Consider the following 15,503-nt stretch of genomic DNA (forward strand, 5'->3'; position numbering starts at 1 on the left):
GACAACCCCTCAGGACTCACCAACTCCCCCGCGTTCAAGCGCTGTTGCCGTCCACGGCACCCGGTTCGCGCAGCGAGCGCAGGAGGAGCCAGCCGAGCGCGGGCAGCACGATCAGTGGCGCGAGCGCCGTCCGCAGGGAGGCGGCGTCCGCGACCGCTCCGATCACCGGACTCGCGAGGCCTCCGATGCTCACGGTGAGCCCCAGGGTGACGCCGCTCGCGGTGCCCATGCGGCGCGGCAGATAGTCCTGTCCCAGGGTGATGTGCAGGGAGAACGGCACATAGAGAGCGGCCGAGGTGAGCACGACGAAGACGTAGAGCAGCGGTCCGGGGACGAGGACGACTCCGGCCACGGCGAGGACCGCCAGGGCGTACGACCACCGGACGACCGGGAGGCGCCCGTACCGTGCGGCGAGCCGCCCGCCCGCGACGGTCCCGACCGCGCCGCCGACATAGAGCACGAACAGGGCTGCCGTGCCCGCGATTTCACCCCCGCCGGTGCGCTCGCGCACGTACAGCGCGATGAACGTGCCGAGTCCGGTGAACACGATGGAGCGGCAGACGATGGCGCCGGACAGCTTGAGGAAGGACGGCCAGTCGTCCTCGGCGATCACCGGGCCTCCGCCGCGGGCGGCCGCCTCCGGGTCCGCCGCGTCCCGCGCCCTGAGCCCCCGCAACGCCGCCGCGCAGAGCACCGCTCCCGCGAGGGCGGGCACGACCAGGAGCGGGGAGGCGCCCAGGCCGCCTGTGGCGACGACGGCGGAGACCAGCAGGGGCGCGGTCGCGAAGCCGAGGTTGCCGCCGAGCGAGAACCAGCTCATCGCGGTGTGGCTCCCCCGGCTCGCCTGCCGGGCCACGCGTGCGGCCTCTGGATGGTACGCGGCGACGCCGATGCCGGACACGGCGACGACCAGCAACGTCACCGGGTAGCTGCCGCCGACCCCCGCGAGCGCGACTCCGGCCCCGCCCACCAAGGTGCTCACCGGCAGCAGCCACGGCATGGCCCACTTGTCGGTGAGCGCCCCGAACAGGGGCTGGACGACGGAGGAGAGCAGGGAGGCGGCGAGCACGATGCCGGACGCGGCGGCGTAGGAATACGCGCGCTCGGCGACGAAGAACGGCACGAGGGCGGCGACGGCCCCCTGATAGACGTCCACGCAGGCGTGGCCGAGGGCGAGGAGGGTGATGGGGCGGCGGGGGGCCGCGGGCACGGTCGAGGACGCGGTGGCGGCTGACGGGGTTTCCGTTCGAGAGGACACCGCCTCATCGTCGCCACGCCTCGCCCTGGCCCGCTTCCGATAAAGTGCCATCCTGTGCCGAAAAACCGCCACACCGGGCACCGCGCCATCCGCCACACCCCCGAAGCGCCGACCGCCATCCGGGAGCTCTCCCCCGGCGAGAGCATCGACGCGCACCGCCACGACGACCACCAGATCGTCTACGCGGGCTCCGGCGTCGTGGCCGTCACCACCGACGCCGGCACCTGGTTCGCCCCCGGCACCCGCGCCATCTGGGTCCCCGCAGGCTGCGTCCACGCCCACCGCGCCCACGGCCACCTGGCCCTGCACCTGGTCGGCCTGCCCGCCGGCACGAACCCGCTCGGCCTCGACGCCCCGACCGTGCTCTCCGTCGGCCCGCTCCTGCGCGAACTGATCCTCGCCTGCACCCGGGGCCCGGAAGACGACTCACCGGAACGCCGACGTCTGCGCGCCGTGCTCCTCGACCAGCTGCGTGCCTCGCCGCAGCAGCCCGTACAGCTGCCCGCGCCCTCGGACCCCCGCCTCACCGCCGTCTGCGACCAGTTGCACGGCGACCCGGCGGACCCGCGCGGCCTCGCCGAACTGGCCGCCGCGGCGGGAGCGGGCGAACGCACCCTGAGCCGGCTCTTCCGACGCGAGCTGGGCATGACGTTCCCGCAGTGGCGCACTCAGTTGCGCCTCTACCACGCGCTGCGCATGCTGGCCGACGACATGCCCGTCACAACAGTCGCGCACCGCTGCGGATGGTCGTCGACCAGCGCGTTCATCGACGTGTTCCGCAGGGCGTACGGATACACGCCAGGCACGCACCACCGTCGCGACTAGGGCCTGTGTCGGAAGTCCCGTCGTCCGCCCGGAGGGCGCCGCGGGGCAGGCGGGACTTCCGACACAGGCCCTGGGACCGCTCGGCGAGCGACAACTCCCCTACTTGTACGCGCTCTTGTACATGTACGACCTCTTGGCACCGACAGTGCCATGTGAAATATTACTGCCGTGCTCACGAGACACTCGTCAGGTCCCCCACGCACCTCAGACCTCATCATCGTGGGGGCGGGAGTGGTCGGCGCCGCATGCGCCTACTACGCCGCCCGCGCCGGACTCCACGTCACCGTCGTCGACCGCGGCCCCGTCGCGGGCGGCACCACCGGGGCCGGCGAGGGCAACCTCCTCGTCTCCGACAAGGCCCCTGGCCCGGAGCTCGAACTCGCGCTCAATTCCGCCCAGTTGTGGCGCGACCTCGCCACCGAGCTCCCCGCCCGCATCGAGTACGAGACGAAGGGCGGCGTGGTCGTCGCCTCGACCGAACCCGAGCTCACGGCGCTGCGCCGCTTCGCCGCGGAGCAGCGGCGGGCAGGCGTCGAGGCCACGGAGGTACCGGCCGACCGCCTCGCCGACCTCGAACCCCATCTCGCGCCGGGCCTGGCGGGCGGCGTCCACTATCCGCAGGACGCCCAGGTGCAGCCCGCACTCGCCGCCGCACACCTGCTGCGCGCCGCGGACGACACCGGTCACCTCACGCTCCGGCTCGGCGAGGAGGTCACCGCCGTCCTCACCGGCAGACCGGGCGAGGTGCGGGGCGTCCGGACGACGCGGCAGGGCGAGGTGTACGCGCCGCACGTGCTCAACGCCGCCGGCACGTGGGGCGGCCAACTCGCCCGTCTGGCGGGGCTGGAGCTCCCGGTGCACCCCCGGCGCGGATTCGTCCTCGTCACCGAACCGCTGCCGCGTGTGGTGCGCCACAAGGTGTACTCCGCCGAGTACGTCTCGGACGTCGCGAGCGGTTCGGCGGGGCTGCAGACCTCGGCCGTCGTGGAGGGCACGCCCGCGGGTCCCGTGCTGATCGGGGCGAGCCGGGAGCGGGTGGGATTCGACCGGACGCTGTCGGTGGAGGCCCTGCGCCGCCTCGCGGGCCAGGCGGTACGCCTGTTCCCCGCCCTGGCGCGGGTACGGGCGATCCGCACGTACGCCGGGTTCCGCCCGTACCTGCCCGACCACCTCCCGGCGATCGGCCCCGACCCGCGCCTGCCCGGGCTGCTGCACGCATGCGGCCACGAGGGCGCGGGCATCGGCCTCGCCCCGGCCACCGGTGCGCTGATCGCCGCCATGCTGACGGGTGGTGAACTCGCCCTTGATCCGGCGCCGTTCGCGCCGGAGCGCTTCGCACACGAGGAGGCAGCGCGGTGAAACCGACCGAGCTCGTGGGCGCCTCCCCCGGGCCGACCTTCACGATCACCTTCGACGGGCGTCAACTCGACGCGCTGCCGGGCCAGTCCGTCGCGGCCGTGCTCTGGTCGGTGGGCATCCTCTCCTGGCGTACCACGAGGGGTGGCGGGCGGCCTCGCGGGGCGTTCTGCGGCATCGGCCAGTGCTACGACTGCCTCGCCACCGTCAACGGCGCCCCCAACAGGCGCGCCTGCCTGGTCACGGCCCGCCCCGGCGACACGGTCATGACGCAGGAGGGGAACGGTCATGCCGGGTTCGAGGACTGACACCGCGCGTCCAGGTGACGCGGCCATGGGCGATGAAGCGCAGCCCGAGCACGAGTCGCACGATCTCGCCGTGATCGGCGCCGGGCCCGCGGGCCTCGCCGGCACCGCGACCGCCGCTGAACTCGGCCTTTCCGTAGCCCTGTTGGACTCGGCACCGCAACCGGGCGGCCAGTTCTACCGGCACCCCGCACCGGCCACCCGCGCCACCCGACCCGAAGCCCTGCACCACGACTGGCAGGCCTTCACCGACCTGCGCGACCGACTGCGGACCGGCGCCCGCCGAGGAAACGTCACCTGCCTCTTCGACCACCACGTCTGGACGGTGACGCGGCAGGCCGAGAACGACTGGACCGTCCACGCGCTGACCGGTGCCACCGATGCACCTGGCGAGCACGGCGACAACCAGCGGCCGGTACAGGTGCGGGCGCGCGCGATCCTCCTGGCGACCGGCTCGTACGAGAGACACCTCCCCTTCCCCGGCTGGACACTGCCCGGCGTCGTCGGCGCGGGCGGCGCCCAGGCGATGCTGAAGTCCGGACTCGTCCTGCCCGGCAGACGCGTGGTGGTCGCCGGCAGCGGCCCGCTCCTGCTCGCCGCGGCAGGATCGCTCGTCACGGCCGGGGCCGAGGTGCCCGAACTGATCGAGGCCTCCTCGTACTTCGGATACGCACGTCACCCGCGCGCACTCGCCACCCAGCCCCACAAGCTGACGGAAGGCGCACACCACGCCAAGGCCTTGCTGCGCCACCGGGTCCGCCCACGCACGCGCCACGCGGTCACCGAGGCGCACGGCACGGACCGCGTGGCGGCGGTGACGGTCTCCCGCCTCGACCACGAGTGGCGTCCGATACCGGGAACGGAACGGCGGATCGACTGCGACGCCCTGGCCGTCGGCCACGGACTCATCCCGCAGATCGACCTGGCGACCGGCCTGGGCTGCACGACGCGCCGCACCGCCGATGGCACGTACGCCCTGGCGCTGAGCCCGCTGCAGGAGACATCGCTGCACGGTCTGTGGTCTGCGGGCGAAACCTCGGGCGTGGGCGGCGCGCAACAGGCGATGGTCGAGGGTGAGTTGGCCGCTCTGGCCGTGGCCTCCCGGCTGACCGCCCGGCGCCCTGCCCCACTCTCGCGTCTGCGTTCCCTGCGCCGCCGCCGCGACCGCATGAACGCCTTCGCCGACGCCATGGCCGTCACCCACGCGCCCGGGCACGGCTGGACACGGTGGCTCACCGACGAGACCGATGTCTGCCGCTGCGAGGAGGTCCCGGCGGGCCGGATCCGCGAAGCCGTCACGGACTACGGCGCCCGGGACGCACGCTCCGTGAAACTGCTGACCCGGGCGGGCATGGGCTGGTGCCAGGGCCGCGTGTGCGGATGGGCCGCGTCGTGCCTGGCGTCGCCCCGGGCATCGCCCCTCCCGCCGCCGGGTGCGGTCTTGGCGGATGCCCCCGCGGAGCCCGGCTCGGACGGCCGGGCGAGCTCCGGCCCCGACCGACGCTTGCTGGCCACACCGGTCCCTCTGGGCGTCCTGGCCGACCGGACCACCCCGGAACCACAGCCTCCCTCCCCCCTCCCTCCGACCGAAGGGCAGCCGTCATGACCGCCGGAAACTGGACCACCGACCGCCCCTGGCGCGGCATCATGGTCGCCACCGCGCTCCCCCTGCGCGAGGACCTCTCCATCGACTACGACGCCTACGCCGAGCACGTCGGCCACCTCATCGGCAACGGCTGCGACGGCGTCGTACCGAACGGCTCCCTCGGCGAGTACCAGACCCTCACCGACGACGAACGCGCCCGCGTCGTCCGCACCGCGGTCGAGGCCGCGGGCGACGGCGCCCGCGTGATGCCGGGCGTCGCCGCGTACGGCAGCGCGGAGTCCCGCCGCTGGGCCGAACACGCGGCGGAGGCGGGCTGCGGCTCCGTGCTCCTCCTGCCGCCGAACACCTACCGCGCCGACGAAGCGGCCGTACGTTCCCACTACGCCGAGGTCGCCGGGGCCGGCCTGCCCGTGGTCGCGTACAACAACCCTCTCGACACCCGTGTCGACCTGACCCCCGACCTGCTGGCCCGGCTGCACGGCGACGGCACCGTCGTGGCAGTGAAGGAGTTCTCGGGCGACGTCCGCAGGGCGTACGAGATCGCTGAACTAGCCCCGGATCTTGACCTGTTGATCGGTGCCGACGACGTCCTGCTCGAACTCGCCCTCGCGGGCGCCGTCGGCTGGATCGCCGGGTACCCGAACGCCTTCCCCGCCACCTGCGCGGAGCTCTACGACGCCGCCCGCGCGCACGACTTGGCGACGGCACTCCCCCTCTACCGTTCGCTGCACCCGCTCCTGCGCCAGGACTCCAAGACGGAGTTCGTGCAGTCCATCAAGTTGTCGATGGACATCGTGGGCCGCCGCGGCGGCCCGACACGGCCTCCGCGCTCCCCGCTGTCCGGCGCCACGGAGGCGCTGGTGCGGTCGGCCACGGAGAAGGCGATGGCAGCGGGCCACCGCTGACCGCCACAGGTTCCCGCCCGACAACCGGAGGGAGAAACTCCCATGCGTACCCGTCACGTGTTCCACGCCGTCGACTCACACACCGAGGGCATGCCCACCCGTGTGATCACCGGCGGCGTCGGCGTGATTCCGGGCACCACCATGGCCGACCGCAGACTGCACTTCATCGAGCACATGGACCACCTGCGCACGCTCCTGATGTACGAGCCGCGCGGCCACTCCGCGATGAGCGGCGCCATCCTCCAGCCCCCGACGCGCCCCGACGCCGACTACGGAGTCCTCTACATCGAGGTGTCCGGGCTCCTCCCGATGTGCGGCCACGGCACGATCGGCGTGGCGACCGTCCTGGTCGAGACGGGAATGGTGCAGGTCACCGAGCCGGTCACGACGGTCCGCCTGGACACGCCCGCGGGCCTGGTCGCCGTCGATGTCCAGGTGTCCGACGGCGCCGCCACCTCGGCGACGCTCACCAACGTCCCCGCGTTCTGCGTCGCCCTGGACCGCAAGGTCGAGGTCCCGGGGCACGGCACGGTGACGTACGACCTGGCCTACGGCGGAAACTTCTACGCCTTCGTGCAGCTCGACGCGCTGGGGTTGCCGTTCGACCGCTCCCGCAAGGACGGCCTGCTCGCGGCGGGGCTCGCCGTCATGGACGCGATCAACGCGTCACCGGACCGCCCGACCCACCCCGAACAGCCGGACATCAGCGGAGTCAAACACGTGTACCTGGCCGCGCCCGGCTCGGACGCCCGCCGCTCCCGGCACGCCATGGCCATCCACCCGGGCTGGTTCGACCGCTCACCGTGCGGGACGGGCACGTCCGCGCGGATGGCGCAGCTGCACGCCCGCGGCGAACTCCCGCTGGACCGCGACTTCGTCAACGAGTCGTTCATCGGCACGGAGTTCACTGGCCGACTGGTGGCGGAGACGGAGGTGGCCGGTCGGCCCGCGGTCGTGCCCCGCATCACCGGCCGCGCCTGGATCACGGGCACGGCCCAGTACTTCCTTGACCCCGACGACCCCTTCCCCGCAGGGTTCACTCTCTGACCTCGACTGTCCCCCGCCCCCCAACTGGCAACGTGACATTGTACTTTGGTGATCCGCGCGGGCGCGGGTACCACCGGAGGGGACACCATGGGGCACCTGAAGCAGAAGAACCTCATCACCACCAGGGAGCGGCTGCGCGACCAGGTCGGCCACGCACTGCGCGCCGCCCTGATCTCGGGCGAGCTGCGCCCCGGCGAGATCTACTCCGCGCCCGGCCTGGCCGAGGACTTCGGCATCTCGGCGACGCCCGTGCGCGAGGCGATGCTCGACCTGGCCCGCGAAGGACTGGTCGAACCGGTCCGCAACAAGGGCTTCCGGGTCACGGAGGTGAACGAACGCGACCTCGACCAGTACACGGAGATCCGCGCCCTGATCGAGATCCCCATGATCGGCCGCATCACGCGCACCGCCGCGAAGGAGGACCTGGAGGTGCTGCGGCCGATCGCCGAGGAGATCGTGCGGGCCGCCCGCGACCACGACCTCATCGCCTACCTGGAGGCCGACCGGCGGTTCCATCTCTCGCTCCTCGCCCTCTCGGGCAACGAACGGCTGGTCGAAACGGTCGGCGACCTCCGCAAGCGCTCCCGCCTCTACGGCCTGACGGCTCTCGACGAGCGCGACCAGCTGACCCCATCCGCACAGGAGCACATCGAACTCCTCGACCTGATGCTGGCGGGCGACGCCAAGGGGGCGGAGAAGTGCATGGCGCGACACCTGGGCCACGTACGGTCACTGTGGGCCACGACCTGAACGGACCACGGCTAACAAAAATGGTGCCGACCGGAATCCGGTCGGCACCATTCGGTGTCCTGCTGTACTGCTCTGTGTCCGAGGGGGGACTTGAACCCCCACGCCCGATAAAGGGCACTAGCACCTCAAGCTAGCGCGTCTGCCATTCCGCCACCCGGACTAGGTGTCTGCCGCCGTGCGGGGTGTTCCCCGCGGCGACATGGACAACAATACCAAGGTTTCGGAGTGCCTTTCACCTGCGTATCCACCCGCCCACGGCGGGATGCGCGGCGGAGGCCGCCCGCCCGCCTACAGTCTCACCATGAGTGACGGGTTGATTACCGGTACGGGTGGGCGGCTCGGCGACGTGAAGGTGCGCCGCCCCCGGATGCTGTCCCCTCTCCGCGAGCACCTTCGGGACACCATGTGGTTCGCGCCGACGGCCGGGCTCCTGGGGTCCATGCTCCTGTGGTGGGGCGCGGCGGAGCTGGACGCGGGGATCGTCACGTCGCTGCGGGATGCCGGTGACTACGACGGCATCAAGGAGCTGATGGGCATCGCCGACGACGCGAAGGCGGTGATCAGCACCATCGGCAGCGCCATGATGACCTTCATCGGTGTCGTCTTCAGCATCTCGCTCGTGGCCGTGCAGATGGCGAGCGGGCAGTTCAGCCCGCGTGTGGTGCGGCTCTACGTACGGTCCCGCATCACCAAGATCACGCTCACTGTCTTCATGGCGACGTTCCTCTTCTCCCTGCTGACGCTGACCTCCTTCGACAGCGAGCGGGACCCCCGGCTCCTGACGAGCGTGCCGCTGGTCGAGTCGGTGCTCGCGATGGTCATGGTGCTGCTGAGCCTCCTGCTGTTCGTGGCGTACGTGAACGGGACGGTCCGGATGATGCGGATCGGCTTCGTGATCGACAGGATCGCCCGCGAGTCGTTCCGGGTGGCCATGAAGCAGCCGACGGAGCTTCCGGTGGACACGGCAGGGCTCGGCCCGGAGACCGCCCGTGTCACGCATCTCGGCCGGGCGGGCGTACTGCGGGACGTGAACATCGCTCGCGCCGTACGGGCGGCTCGGCGCCAGGGGGTCGTGCTGCGGCTCATCCCCAGGATCGGGGACTTCGTGGTGCCGGGAACACCTGTGTTCACGGTGCACGGCGGAGCGGCACCGTCACGGCGCGCGCTCGGCTACACCGTGTCCGTCGGCGTCGAGCGCACCTTCCACCAAGATCTCGCATTCGGCCTCCGGCAACTCTCCGACATCGCACTGCGGGCCCTGTCCCCCGCGGTCAACGATCCGACGACCGCCGTACAGGCCCTGGACCGCATCATCCAGTTCCTGGCGTCGATCGCCCCCTACCCTCTGGGCGCGCTCGGGCACCGGGACCGGCGCGGGGCCTTGCGCCTCGTCCAGTCGGTACCGGACTGGACGGCCCTCGTCGATCTCGGGTTCACCGAGATCAGAGGGGCCGCGATCGGCAACCCCCAGGTGACCCGGCGCATGCTCGCCGGCCTCGACGATCTGCTCCTCCTCACTCCCGAGGAGCGGCGCGAACCGCTCCTGCGACACCGGACACTCCTCGCCCAGGCCGTGGAACGCTCGGTCCCCGAGTCGGCGGACCGCACGTTCGCCCTGCGCCCGGACCGCCAGGGAATCGGCTGACGCCGCGGCTCGCGCCAGGCGGCACCCGCCCGTCACTCCATGCGGCACTCGCCGGTCACCCCATGCGGCAACCGCCCGTCACGCCATGCCGTGGCTGTCCGGGAAGTTGCCCGGCAGCCGCTCGCCCGCCGGTCCCTGGGTGACGGCACGGACCAGCAGCTCACCGCCCACGAACGCGCCCCGCCAGGACGCACCGAACCCGCCGAAGGGCTCCTCGCGGTCACCGCGCGAGCGCGGCTTGCCCCACCCCGTCTTGAAGGCGCGGATCTGGGGCACGAGCCGTTCGTACGTGGCCGGGTCGTCCGTGGAGAGCGTCGCGACGAGCGCACCGTTCGACGCGTTCATGGCGGCGAGCAGCTCCGCCTCGGTGTCGACCAGGACGATCGTGTCGACGGGGCCGAACGGCTCCGCGTGGTGCAGGGGTGAGGACGGCGGCGGGTTGAGGAGTGTGACCGGGTGGAAGTACGCGTCCTTGTCCTGGCCGGGCAGGAACCGTCCCGTGTCCTCCACGCCCCGGTACAGCGGGACGGCGCCCCGGTCCACGGCCTCGGTCACCTGGTCGGCGAGTTCCTTGGCCTTGGCAGCGCTGATCAGTGGCCCGAAGTCGAGGTCGGGCAACGGATCGTCGGGATGGGCGACCGCGAGCGGGTGTCCGACGCGGACGGAGCGGACCGCCGGCAGGTAGGCGGCGAGGAAGGCGTCGAACAGGTCCCGCTGGACGACGAAGCGCGGGTAGGCGGTGCAGCGCTGTTTGCCGTAGTCGAAGAGCTTGGGCACGAGCGCGGCGAACGCGTCCCAGTCGCTGTGGTTCCAGATACCCCAGGTGTTCAGTCCTTCCTGTTCGAGGATGTGCCGCTTGCCGACGATGGGTTGCTTGCCGGGGACGTGTTGGTAGCGGGGGACGTGCTGGTTGTCGAGGACGTGCCGGTTGTCGAGGACGCGCTGGTTGTGGGGGAGGCGCTGCTCGTCGAGGGCGTGCTGCTTGTCGAGGTCGGTGAGCGCCGTGGCCACCGCGGCGCCCGTGTCCCGGCCGCCGACGAACGAGACGCAGCCGATCTCGGGCGCACGCACGAGCGGATCGGACAGCTCGGCGCCGCTGCCGCTGACGAGGGTGACGGGAAGCCCTTCGCGGGCGGCGAGCGCGCACGCCAGGGTGAGGCAGGCGACGCCGCCGTCGGTCGGGGTCTTGGCGATGACCGCGTTTCCTGCCAATACCTGTATCAGCATGGTGTGAACGAGCACGCTCATCGGATAGTTCCAGCTCGCGATGTTGGAGACGGGGCCGTCCAGCGGGGACCTGCCGTCGGTCATCGCCTCGATGCCGTCGACGTACCACCGCACGCCGTCGACGGCCCGATCGACGTCGGCCTGCGCGAGCCGCCAGGGTTTGCCGATCTCCCAGACGAGGAGCAGCGCGAGCAACTCCCTTTGCTGTGCGAGGGAGTCGAGCGCCGCGGCGACGCGTGCGCGGCGTTCGGGCAGGGGGACGTGCCGCCAGGCGCGGTGCTGGTCGAACGCGGCGCGCACGGCTCGGCGGGCGGTGCTGGCGTCGAGCCGCGGTGGGCCCGCGATGCGGGTGCCGTCTACGGGGCTCGTCGCGGGCAGGGGGTGGCCGTCGGCCTGCCAGGTGCCGTTCCACAGGTTCAGGACGCGGTCGTCGCGGAAGGCCTCGGGCGCGACGGCCCGGCAGCGCTGCCAGGCGTCGGACCAGGCGGTCCCTGGCTTGAGGGCCCGGACGTCTTTGTGGATGCTTCGGGCTGTCATCTGGTGTTCTCCGCTCACGGGGCTGGTCGGGGCGGAATGCGTGGAGGCCGAGGGCGTGGAGGCTGAAGGCATGGAGGCTGAGGGCGTGGGAAACGGTCGCGCACCGTCCACCGTCCACCGTCCGTCGTGCGGGCCGGTCACAGCGCCTCGAGCACCAGGCGCGCGGTCTCCGTCGGAGTGCTGCCCACGCGGACGCCGACGGCTTCGAGCGCCGCCTTCTTGGCCTGTGCGGTGCCTGCCGAGCCGGAGACGATGGCGCCGGCGTGGCCCATGGTCTTGCCTTCGGGGGCGGTGAACCCGGCGATGTAGGCGACGACGGGTTTGGTGACGGAGGTCTTGATGTAAGCCGCCGCTCGCTCCTCCGCGTCGCCTCCTATCTCGCCGATGAGGACGATGAGTTCGGTGTCGGGGTCGTCCTGGAAGGCGCCGAGGCAGTCGATGTGTGTGGTGCCGACGACGGGATCGCCGCCGATGCCGACACACGTCGAGAAGCCGATGTCGCGCAGCTCGTACATGAGCTGGTAGGTGAGCGTGCCGGATTTCGAGACGAGGCCGATGCGGCCGGGCTTGGTGATGTCGGCGGGGATGATGCCCGCGTTGGACTGGCCCGGGGTGATCAGGCCGGGACAGTTGGGGCCGATGACACGGGTCCCGCGCTCCCTCGCGTACGAGAGAAAGGCCACGGAGTCGTGGACGGGGACGCCCTCCGTGATGACGACGGCGAGTCCGATCCGGGCGTCGGCCGCCTCGTTGACGGCGGCCTGGGTGAAGGCGGGCGGGACGAAGGCGACCGTGACGTCGGCGCCGGTGGCGGTCATCGCGTCGCGGACCGAGCCGAAGACGGGGACGGAGCGTTCGTCGAAAGTGACGGTGCGGCCCGCCTTGCGCGGGTTGACGCCGCCGACGACGTTCGTGCCTGCGGAGAGCATGCGGCGTGTGTGCTGCATGCCGACGGCCCCGGTCATGCCTTGGACGAGGACCTTGCTCTCCTTGGTGAGGTGGATCGCCATGTCCTTTCTCCTTACCGCACGGTGGCGAGGTCGGCGGCGCGGCGCGCCGCGTCGTCCATGGTGGTGGCCTGCTGCACGAGGGGGTGGGCGCGGCCGTCGAGGATGGCTCGGCCGCGGTCCGCGTTGTTGCCGTCGAGGCGGACCACCAGGGGTTTGGTCAGGCGGACGGACTCCAGGGCGCGGACGATGCCGTCGGCCACGGCGTCGCAGGCGGTGATGCCGCCGAAGACGTTCACGAAGACGGATCGGACGGACGGGTCGGAGAGGATGACGGTGAGGCCGTCCGCCATGACCTCGGCGGAGGCGCCGCCGCCGATGTCGAGGAAGTTGGCGGGGCGGGCGCCACAGCCGGCGACCACGTCGAGCGTCGACATGACGAGCCCGGCGCCGTTGCCGATGATGCCGACCTCTCCGTCGAGCTTCACGTAGTTGAGGCCTTTGGCGGCGGCCGTCGCTTCCAGTTCCTGGTCGTACGTCTCGGGCTGCGCGCCCCAGCGCGTCTGCCGGAAGCGGGCGTTGTCGTCGAGTGTGATCTTTCCGTCCAGGGCGAGGAACTGACCGTCGTCCGCGAGAACGAGCGGATTGACCTCTACGAGGAGAGCGTCCTCGTCGATCAGAACACGCCAGAGTCTGAGCAGCGTGTCCGCTGTTCCGGCCGGGAGGCCGGCCGCGGCCGCGATCTCGGCGGCCTTCTCCTCTGTCACTCCTTGCGCGGGGTCGATGGGGACGCGCGCCACCGCGTCGGGGCGGGCCGCCGCCACCTCCTCGATCTCCGTGCCGCCCTCGGCGGAGGCGATCGCGAGGAAGCGTCCGGCCGCGCGGTCCAGCGCGTAGGAGACGTAGAACTCGGCCGATATGTCGACGGGTTGGGCCACCATCACCGCGCGGACGGTGTGGCCTTTTATGTCCATGCCGAGGATCTGGCGTGCGGTGATCTCCGTCGCCGCGGGGTCCGCAGCGATCTTCACCCCGCCCGCCTTGCCTCGCCCGCCGGTCCTGACCTGGGCCTTGACGACGACGCGGCCGCCGAGCCGTGCCGCGGCCGCCCGCGCTTCCTTGGCCGTGCGGGCGACTTCGGCGCGTGGCACCGAGATGCCGTGGTCTGCGAAGAGTTGCCTTGCCTGGTGCTCGAAAAGATCCATTTCGGCTCCTGACCGCTGCGTCCGCCGGGGGTGTCCCCCGGCGGCCAAAAATGGCGCTCGCCCCCTGGACACCGCTCACGGGATGCGGGATAACAAGCTTCATACAGTATTCGTCGACTGTATGCAATCTACCGCGAGGGCGCCCCCGAGAGTGTGCGAGCGCACTCCAACTCCCCTACGAAGGGACAGGACTTCGCCATGCCCGACGACACCAGCCAGAACGACATCTCCGGTGGACACCTGGTCGCCAAAGCGCTCAAAGCAGAAGGTGTGGAGGTCATCTACACCCTCTGCGGCGGCCACATCATCGACATCTATGACGGCTGCGTCGACGAGGGCATCAACGTCGTCGACGTGCGGCACGAGCAGGTGGCGGCCCACGCGGCCGACGGCTATGCACGCGTCACGGGTAAGCCCGGCTGTGCGGTGGTCACGGCGGGGCCCGGCACGACGGACGCCGTCACCGGTGTGGCGAACGCCTTTCGCGCGGAGTCCCCCATGCTGCTGATCGGCGGCCAAGGCGCCCACACACAGCACAAGATGGGCTCCCTCCAGGACCTCCCGCACGTCGACATGATGACGCCGATCACGAAGTTCGCCGCGACGGTGCCGGACACCGCACGCGCGGCCGACATGGTGTCCATGGCGTTCCGCGAGTGCTACCACGGCGCGCCAGGACCGTCCTTCCTCGAGATACCCCGCGACGTGCTCGACGCCAAGGTGCCGGCCGACCGGGCCCGCGTCCCCAAAGCCGGGCAGTACCGCGCCTCGACCCGCTCGGCCGGCGACCCCGACGCCGTGGAGAAGCTCGCCGACCTGCTCGTGCATGCGGAGAAGCCCGCCATCCTGCTCGGCAGCCAGGTGTGGACGACCCGGGCCACCGAGGCAGCCGTCGACCTCGTACGGACCCTCAACGTGCCCGCCTACATGAACGGAGCAGGCCGCGGCACGCTCCCGCCGGGAGACCCGCACCACTTCCAGCTCTCCCGGCGCTACGCCTTCTCCAACGCCGACCTCATCGTCATCGTGGGCACGCCCTTCGACTTCCGCATGGGCTACGGAAAACGCCTCTCACCGGCCGCCACCGTCGTCCAGATCGACCTGGACTACCGCACCGTCGGCAAGAACCGCGACATCGACCTCGGCATCGTCGGAGACGCCGGCCTCATCCTGAAGTCGGTCACCGAAGCGGCGTCAGGACGCCTCAACGGCGGCGGGTCCCGCCGCAAGGAATGGCTGGACGAGCTGCGGGCCGCCGAGCAGACCGCCGTGGAGAAGCGCCTGCCGCACCTGAAGTCCGACGCCTCCCCCATCCACCCGTACCGCCTGGTCAGCGAAATCAACGACTTCCTTACAGAAGACTCCGTCTACATCGGCGACGGCGGCGACATCGTCACCTTCTCCGGCCAGGTCGTCCAGCCCAGGTCCCCCGGTCACTGGATGGACCCCGGCCCGCTCGGCACTCTCGGAGTCGGCATCCCCTTCGTGCTCGCCGCCAAGCAGGCCCGGCCCGACAAGGAAGTGGTGGCCCTCTTCGGAGACGGAGCCTTCAGTCTCACCGGCTGGGACTTCGAGACACTCGTGCGCTACGACCTCCCCTTCGTCGGGGTCGTCGGCAACAACTCCTCGATGAACCAGATCCGTTACGGCCAGAAGGCCAAGTACGGCAAGGAGCGCGAACGCGTCGGCAACACCCTCGGCGACGTTCCCTACGACAAGTTCGCCCAACTGCTCGGCGGCCACGGCGAAGAGGTCCGCGACCCCGCCGACATCGGCCCGGCGCTGCGCCGCGCCCGCGAGTCCGGCAGGCCCTCGCTGATCAACGTGTGGGTCGATCCGGACGCCTACGCCCCCGGAACCATGAACCAGACCATGTACAAGTAAGGAGCC

The 15,503-nt window shown here is 71.3% G+C and carries 13 protein-coding genes and 1 tRNA gene; 9 read left to right on the forward strand and 5 right to left on the reverse strand.

The window, feature by feature from the left end:
* Positions 1-34: 34 nt before the first annotated feature.
* Positions 35-1,186: an MFS transporter gene (locus DEJ48_RS05565; protein WP_411757526.1), complete on the reverse strand. Its 1,152-nt coding sequence runs from the start codon at positions 1,184-1,186 to the stop codon at positions 35-37.
* 126 nt (positions 1,187-1,312) lie between these two features.
* On the opposite strand from DEJ48_RS05565, the gene DEJ48_RS05570 reads away from it, so the two are divergent.
* The 7 genes from DEJ48_RS05570 (at position 1,313) to DEJ48_RS05600 (ending at position 8,052) form a co-directional block, all read left to right on the forward strand.
* Positions 1,313-2,083: an AraC family transcriptional regulator gene (locus tag DEJ48_RS05570; protein WP_223831911.1), complete on the forward strand. Its 771-nt coding sequence runs from the start codon at positions 1,313-1,315 to the stop codon at positions 2,081-2,083.
* Positions 2,084-2,251: 168 nt separating this feature from the next.
* Entirely contained in the window at positions 2,252-3,442 is a 1,191-nt protein-coding gene (locus tag DEJ48_RS05575; protein WP_150214990.1) for an NAD(P)/FAD-dependent oxidoreductase, read from the forward strand.
* The gene (locus tag DEJ48_RS05580; protein WP_150214991.1) at positions 3,439-3,747 is read left to right on the forward strand and encodes a (2Fe-2S)-binding protein; all 309 of its coding nucleotides are present in this window, start codon (positions 3,439-3,441) and stop codon (positions 3,745-3,747) included. Before DEJ48_RS05575 ends, DEJ48_RS05580 begins: the two co-directional genes overlap by 4 nt.
* A 25-nt stretch (positions 3,748-3,772) precedes the next feature.
* Positions 3,773-5,350: an NAD(P)/FAD-dependent oxidoreductase gene (locus DEJ48_RS05585; protein WP_150214993.1), complete on the forward strand. Its 1,578-nt coding sequence runs from the start codon at positions 3,773-3,775 to the stop codon at positions 5,348-5,350.
* Complete coding sequence (locus DEJ48_RS05590; RefSeq protein ID WP_150214995.1) at positions 5,347-6,255, forward strand: dihydrodipicolinate synthase family protein; 909 nt, start codon at positions 5,347-5,349, stop codon at positions 6,253-6,255. Before DEJ48_RS05585 ends, DEJ48_RS05590 begins: the two co-directional genes overlap by 4 nt.
* 42 nt (positions 6,256-6,297) lie before the next feature.
* Positions 6,298-7,302 carry a proline racemase family protein gene (locus DEJ48_RS05595; protein WP_150214997.1) on the forward strand — a complete coding sequence of 335 codons (1,005 nt, stop codon included), beginning with the start codon at positions 6,298-6,300 and terminating at the stop codon, positions 7,300-7,302.
* 87 nt (positions 7,303-7,389) lie between these two features.
* Positions 7,390-8,052 (forward strand): GntR family transcriptional regulator, encoded by a 663-nt coding sequence (locus DEJ48_RS05600; protein ID WP_150214999.1) that lies wholly within the window; start codon positions 7,390-7,392, stop codon positions 8,050-8,052.
* A 75-nt stretch (positions 8,053-8,127) separates the two neighbouring features.
* Here the strand turns inward: DEJ48_RS05600 and DEJ48_RS05605 are convergent.
* Positions 8,128-8,212: transfer RNA gene (locus tag DEJ48_RS05605), tRNA-Leu, on the reverse strand.
* Positions 8,213-8,353: 141 nt separating this feature from the next.
* Between DEJ48_RS05605 and DEJ48_RS05610 the strand changes: the two genes are divergently transcribed.
* Entirely contained in the window at positions 8,354-9,697 is a 1,344-nt protein-coding gene (locus DEJ48_RS05610; RefSeq protein WP_150215001.1) for a DUF2254 domain-containing protein, read from the forward strand.
* Between the two features lie 78 nt (positions 9,698-9,775).
* Here DEJ48_RS05610 and DEJ48_RS40180 read toward each other — a convergent pair whose 3' ends face one another.
* The 3 genes from DEJ48_RS40180 to sucC form a co-directional block, all read right to left on the reverse strand.
* Positions 9,776-11,461, reverse strand: a complete 1,686-nt coding sequence (locus DEJ48_RS40180; RefSeq protein ID WP_223831912.1) for an aldehyde dehydrogenase family protein — start codon at positions 11,459-11,461, stop codon at positions 9,776-9,778.
* Between the two features lie 137 nt (positions 11,462-11,598).
* Complete coding sequence (sucD, locus tag DEJ48_RS05625; protein ID WP_150215003.1) at positions 11,599-12,471, reverse strand: succinate--CoA ligase subunit alpha; 873 nt, start codon at positions 12,469-12,471, stop codon at positions 11,599-11,601.
* Positions 12,472-12,482: 11 nt separating this feature from the next.
* The gene (gene sucC / locus DEJ48_RS05630; protein WP_150215005.1) at positions 12,483-13,613 is read right to left on the reverse strand and encodes an ADP-forming succinate--CoA ligase subunit beta; all 1,131 of its coding nucleotides are present in this window, start codon (positions 13,611-13,613) and stop codon (positions 12,483-12,485) included.
* 198 nt (positions 13,614-13,811) lie between these two features.
* Here sucC and DEJ48_RS05635 point away from each other — a divergent pair, with 198 nt between their 5' ends.
* On the forward strand, positions 13,812-15,497 hold the full coding sequence (locus tag DEJ48_RS05635; protein ID WP_150215007.1) for a thiamine pyrophosphate-binding protein: 1,686 nt from the start codon (positions 13,812-13,814) through the stop codon (positions 15,495-15,497).
* Positions 15,498-15,503: the final 6 nt, after the last annotated feature.

This window comes from Streptomyces venezuelae (genome assembly GCF_008642315.1).
GTDB lineage: Bacteria > Actinomycetota > Actinomycetes > Streptomycetales > Streptomycetaceae > Streptomyces > Streptomyces venezuelae_D.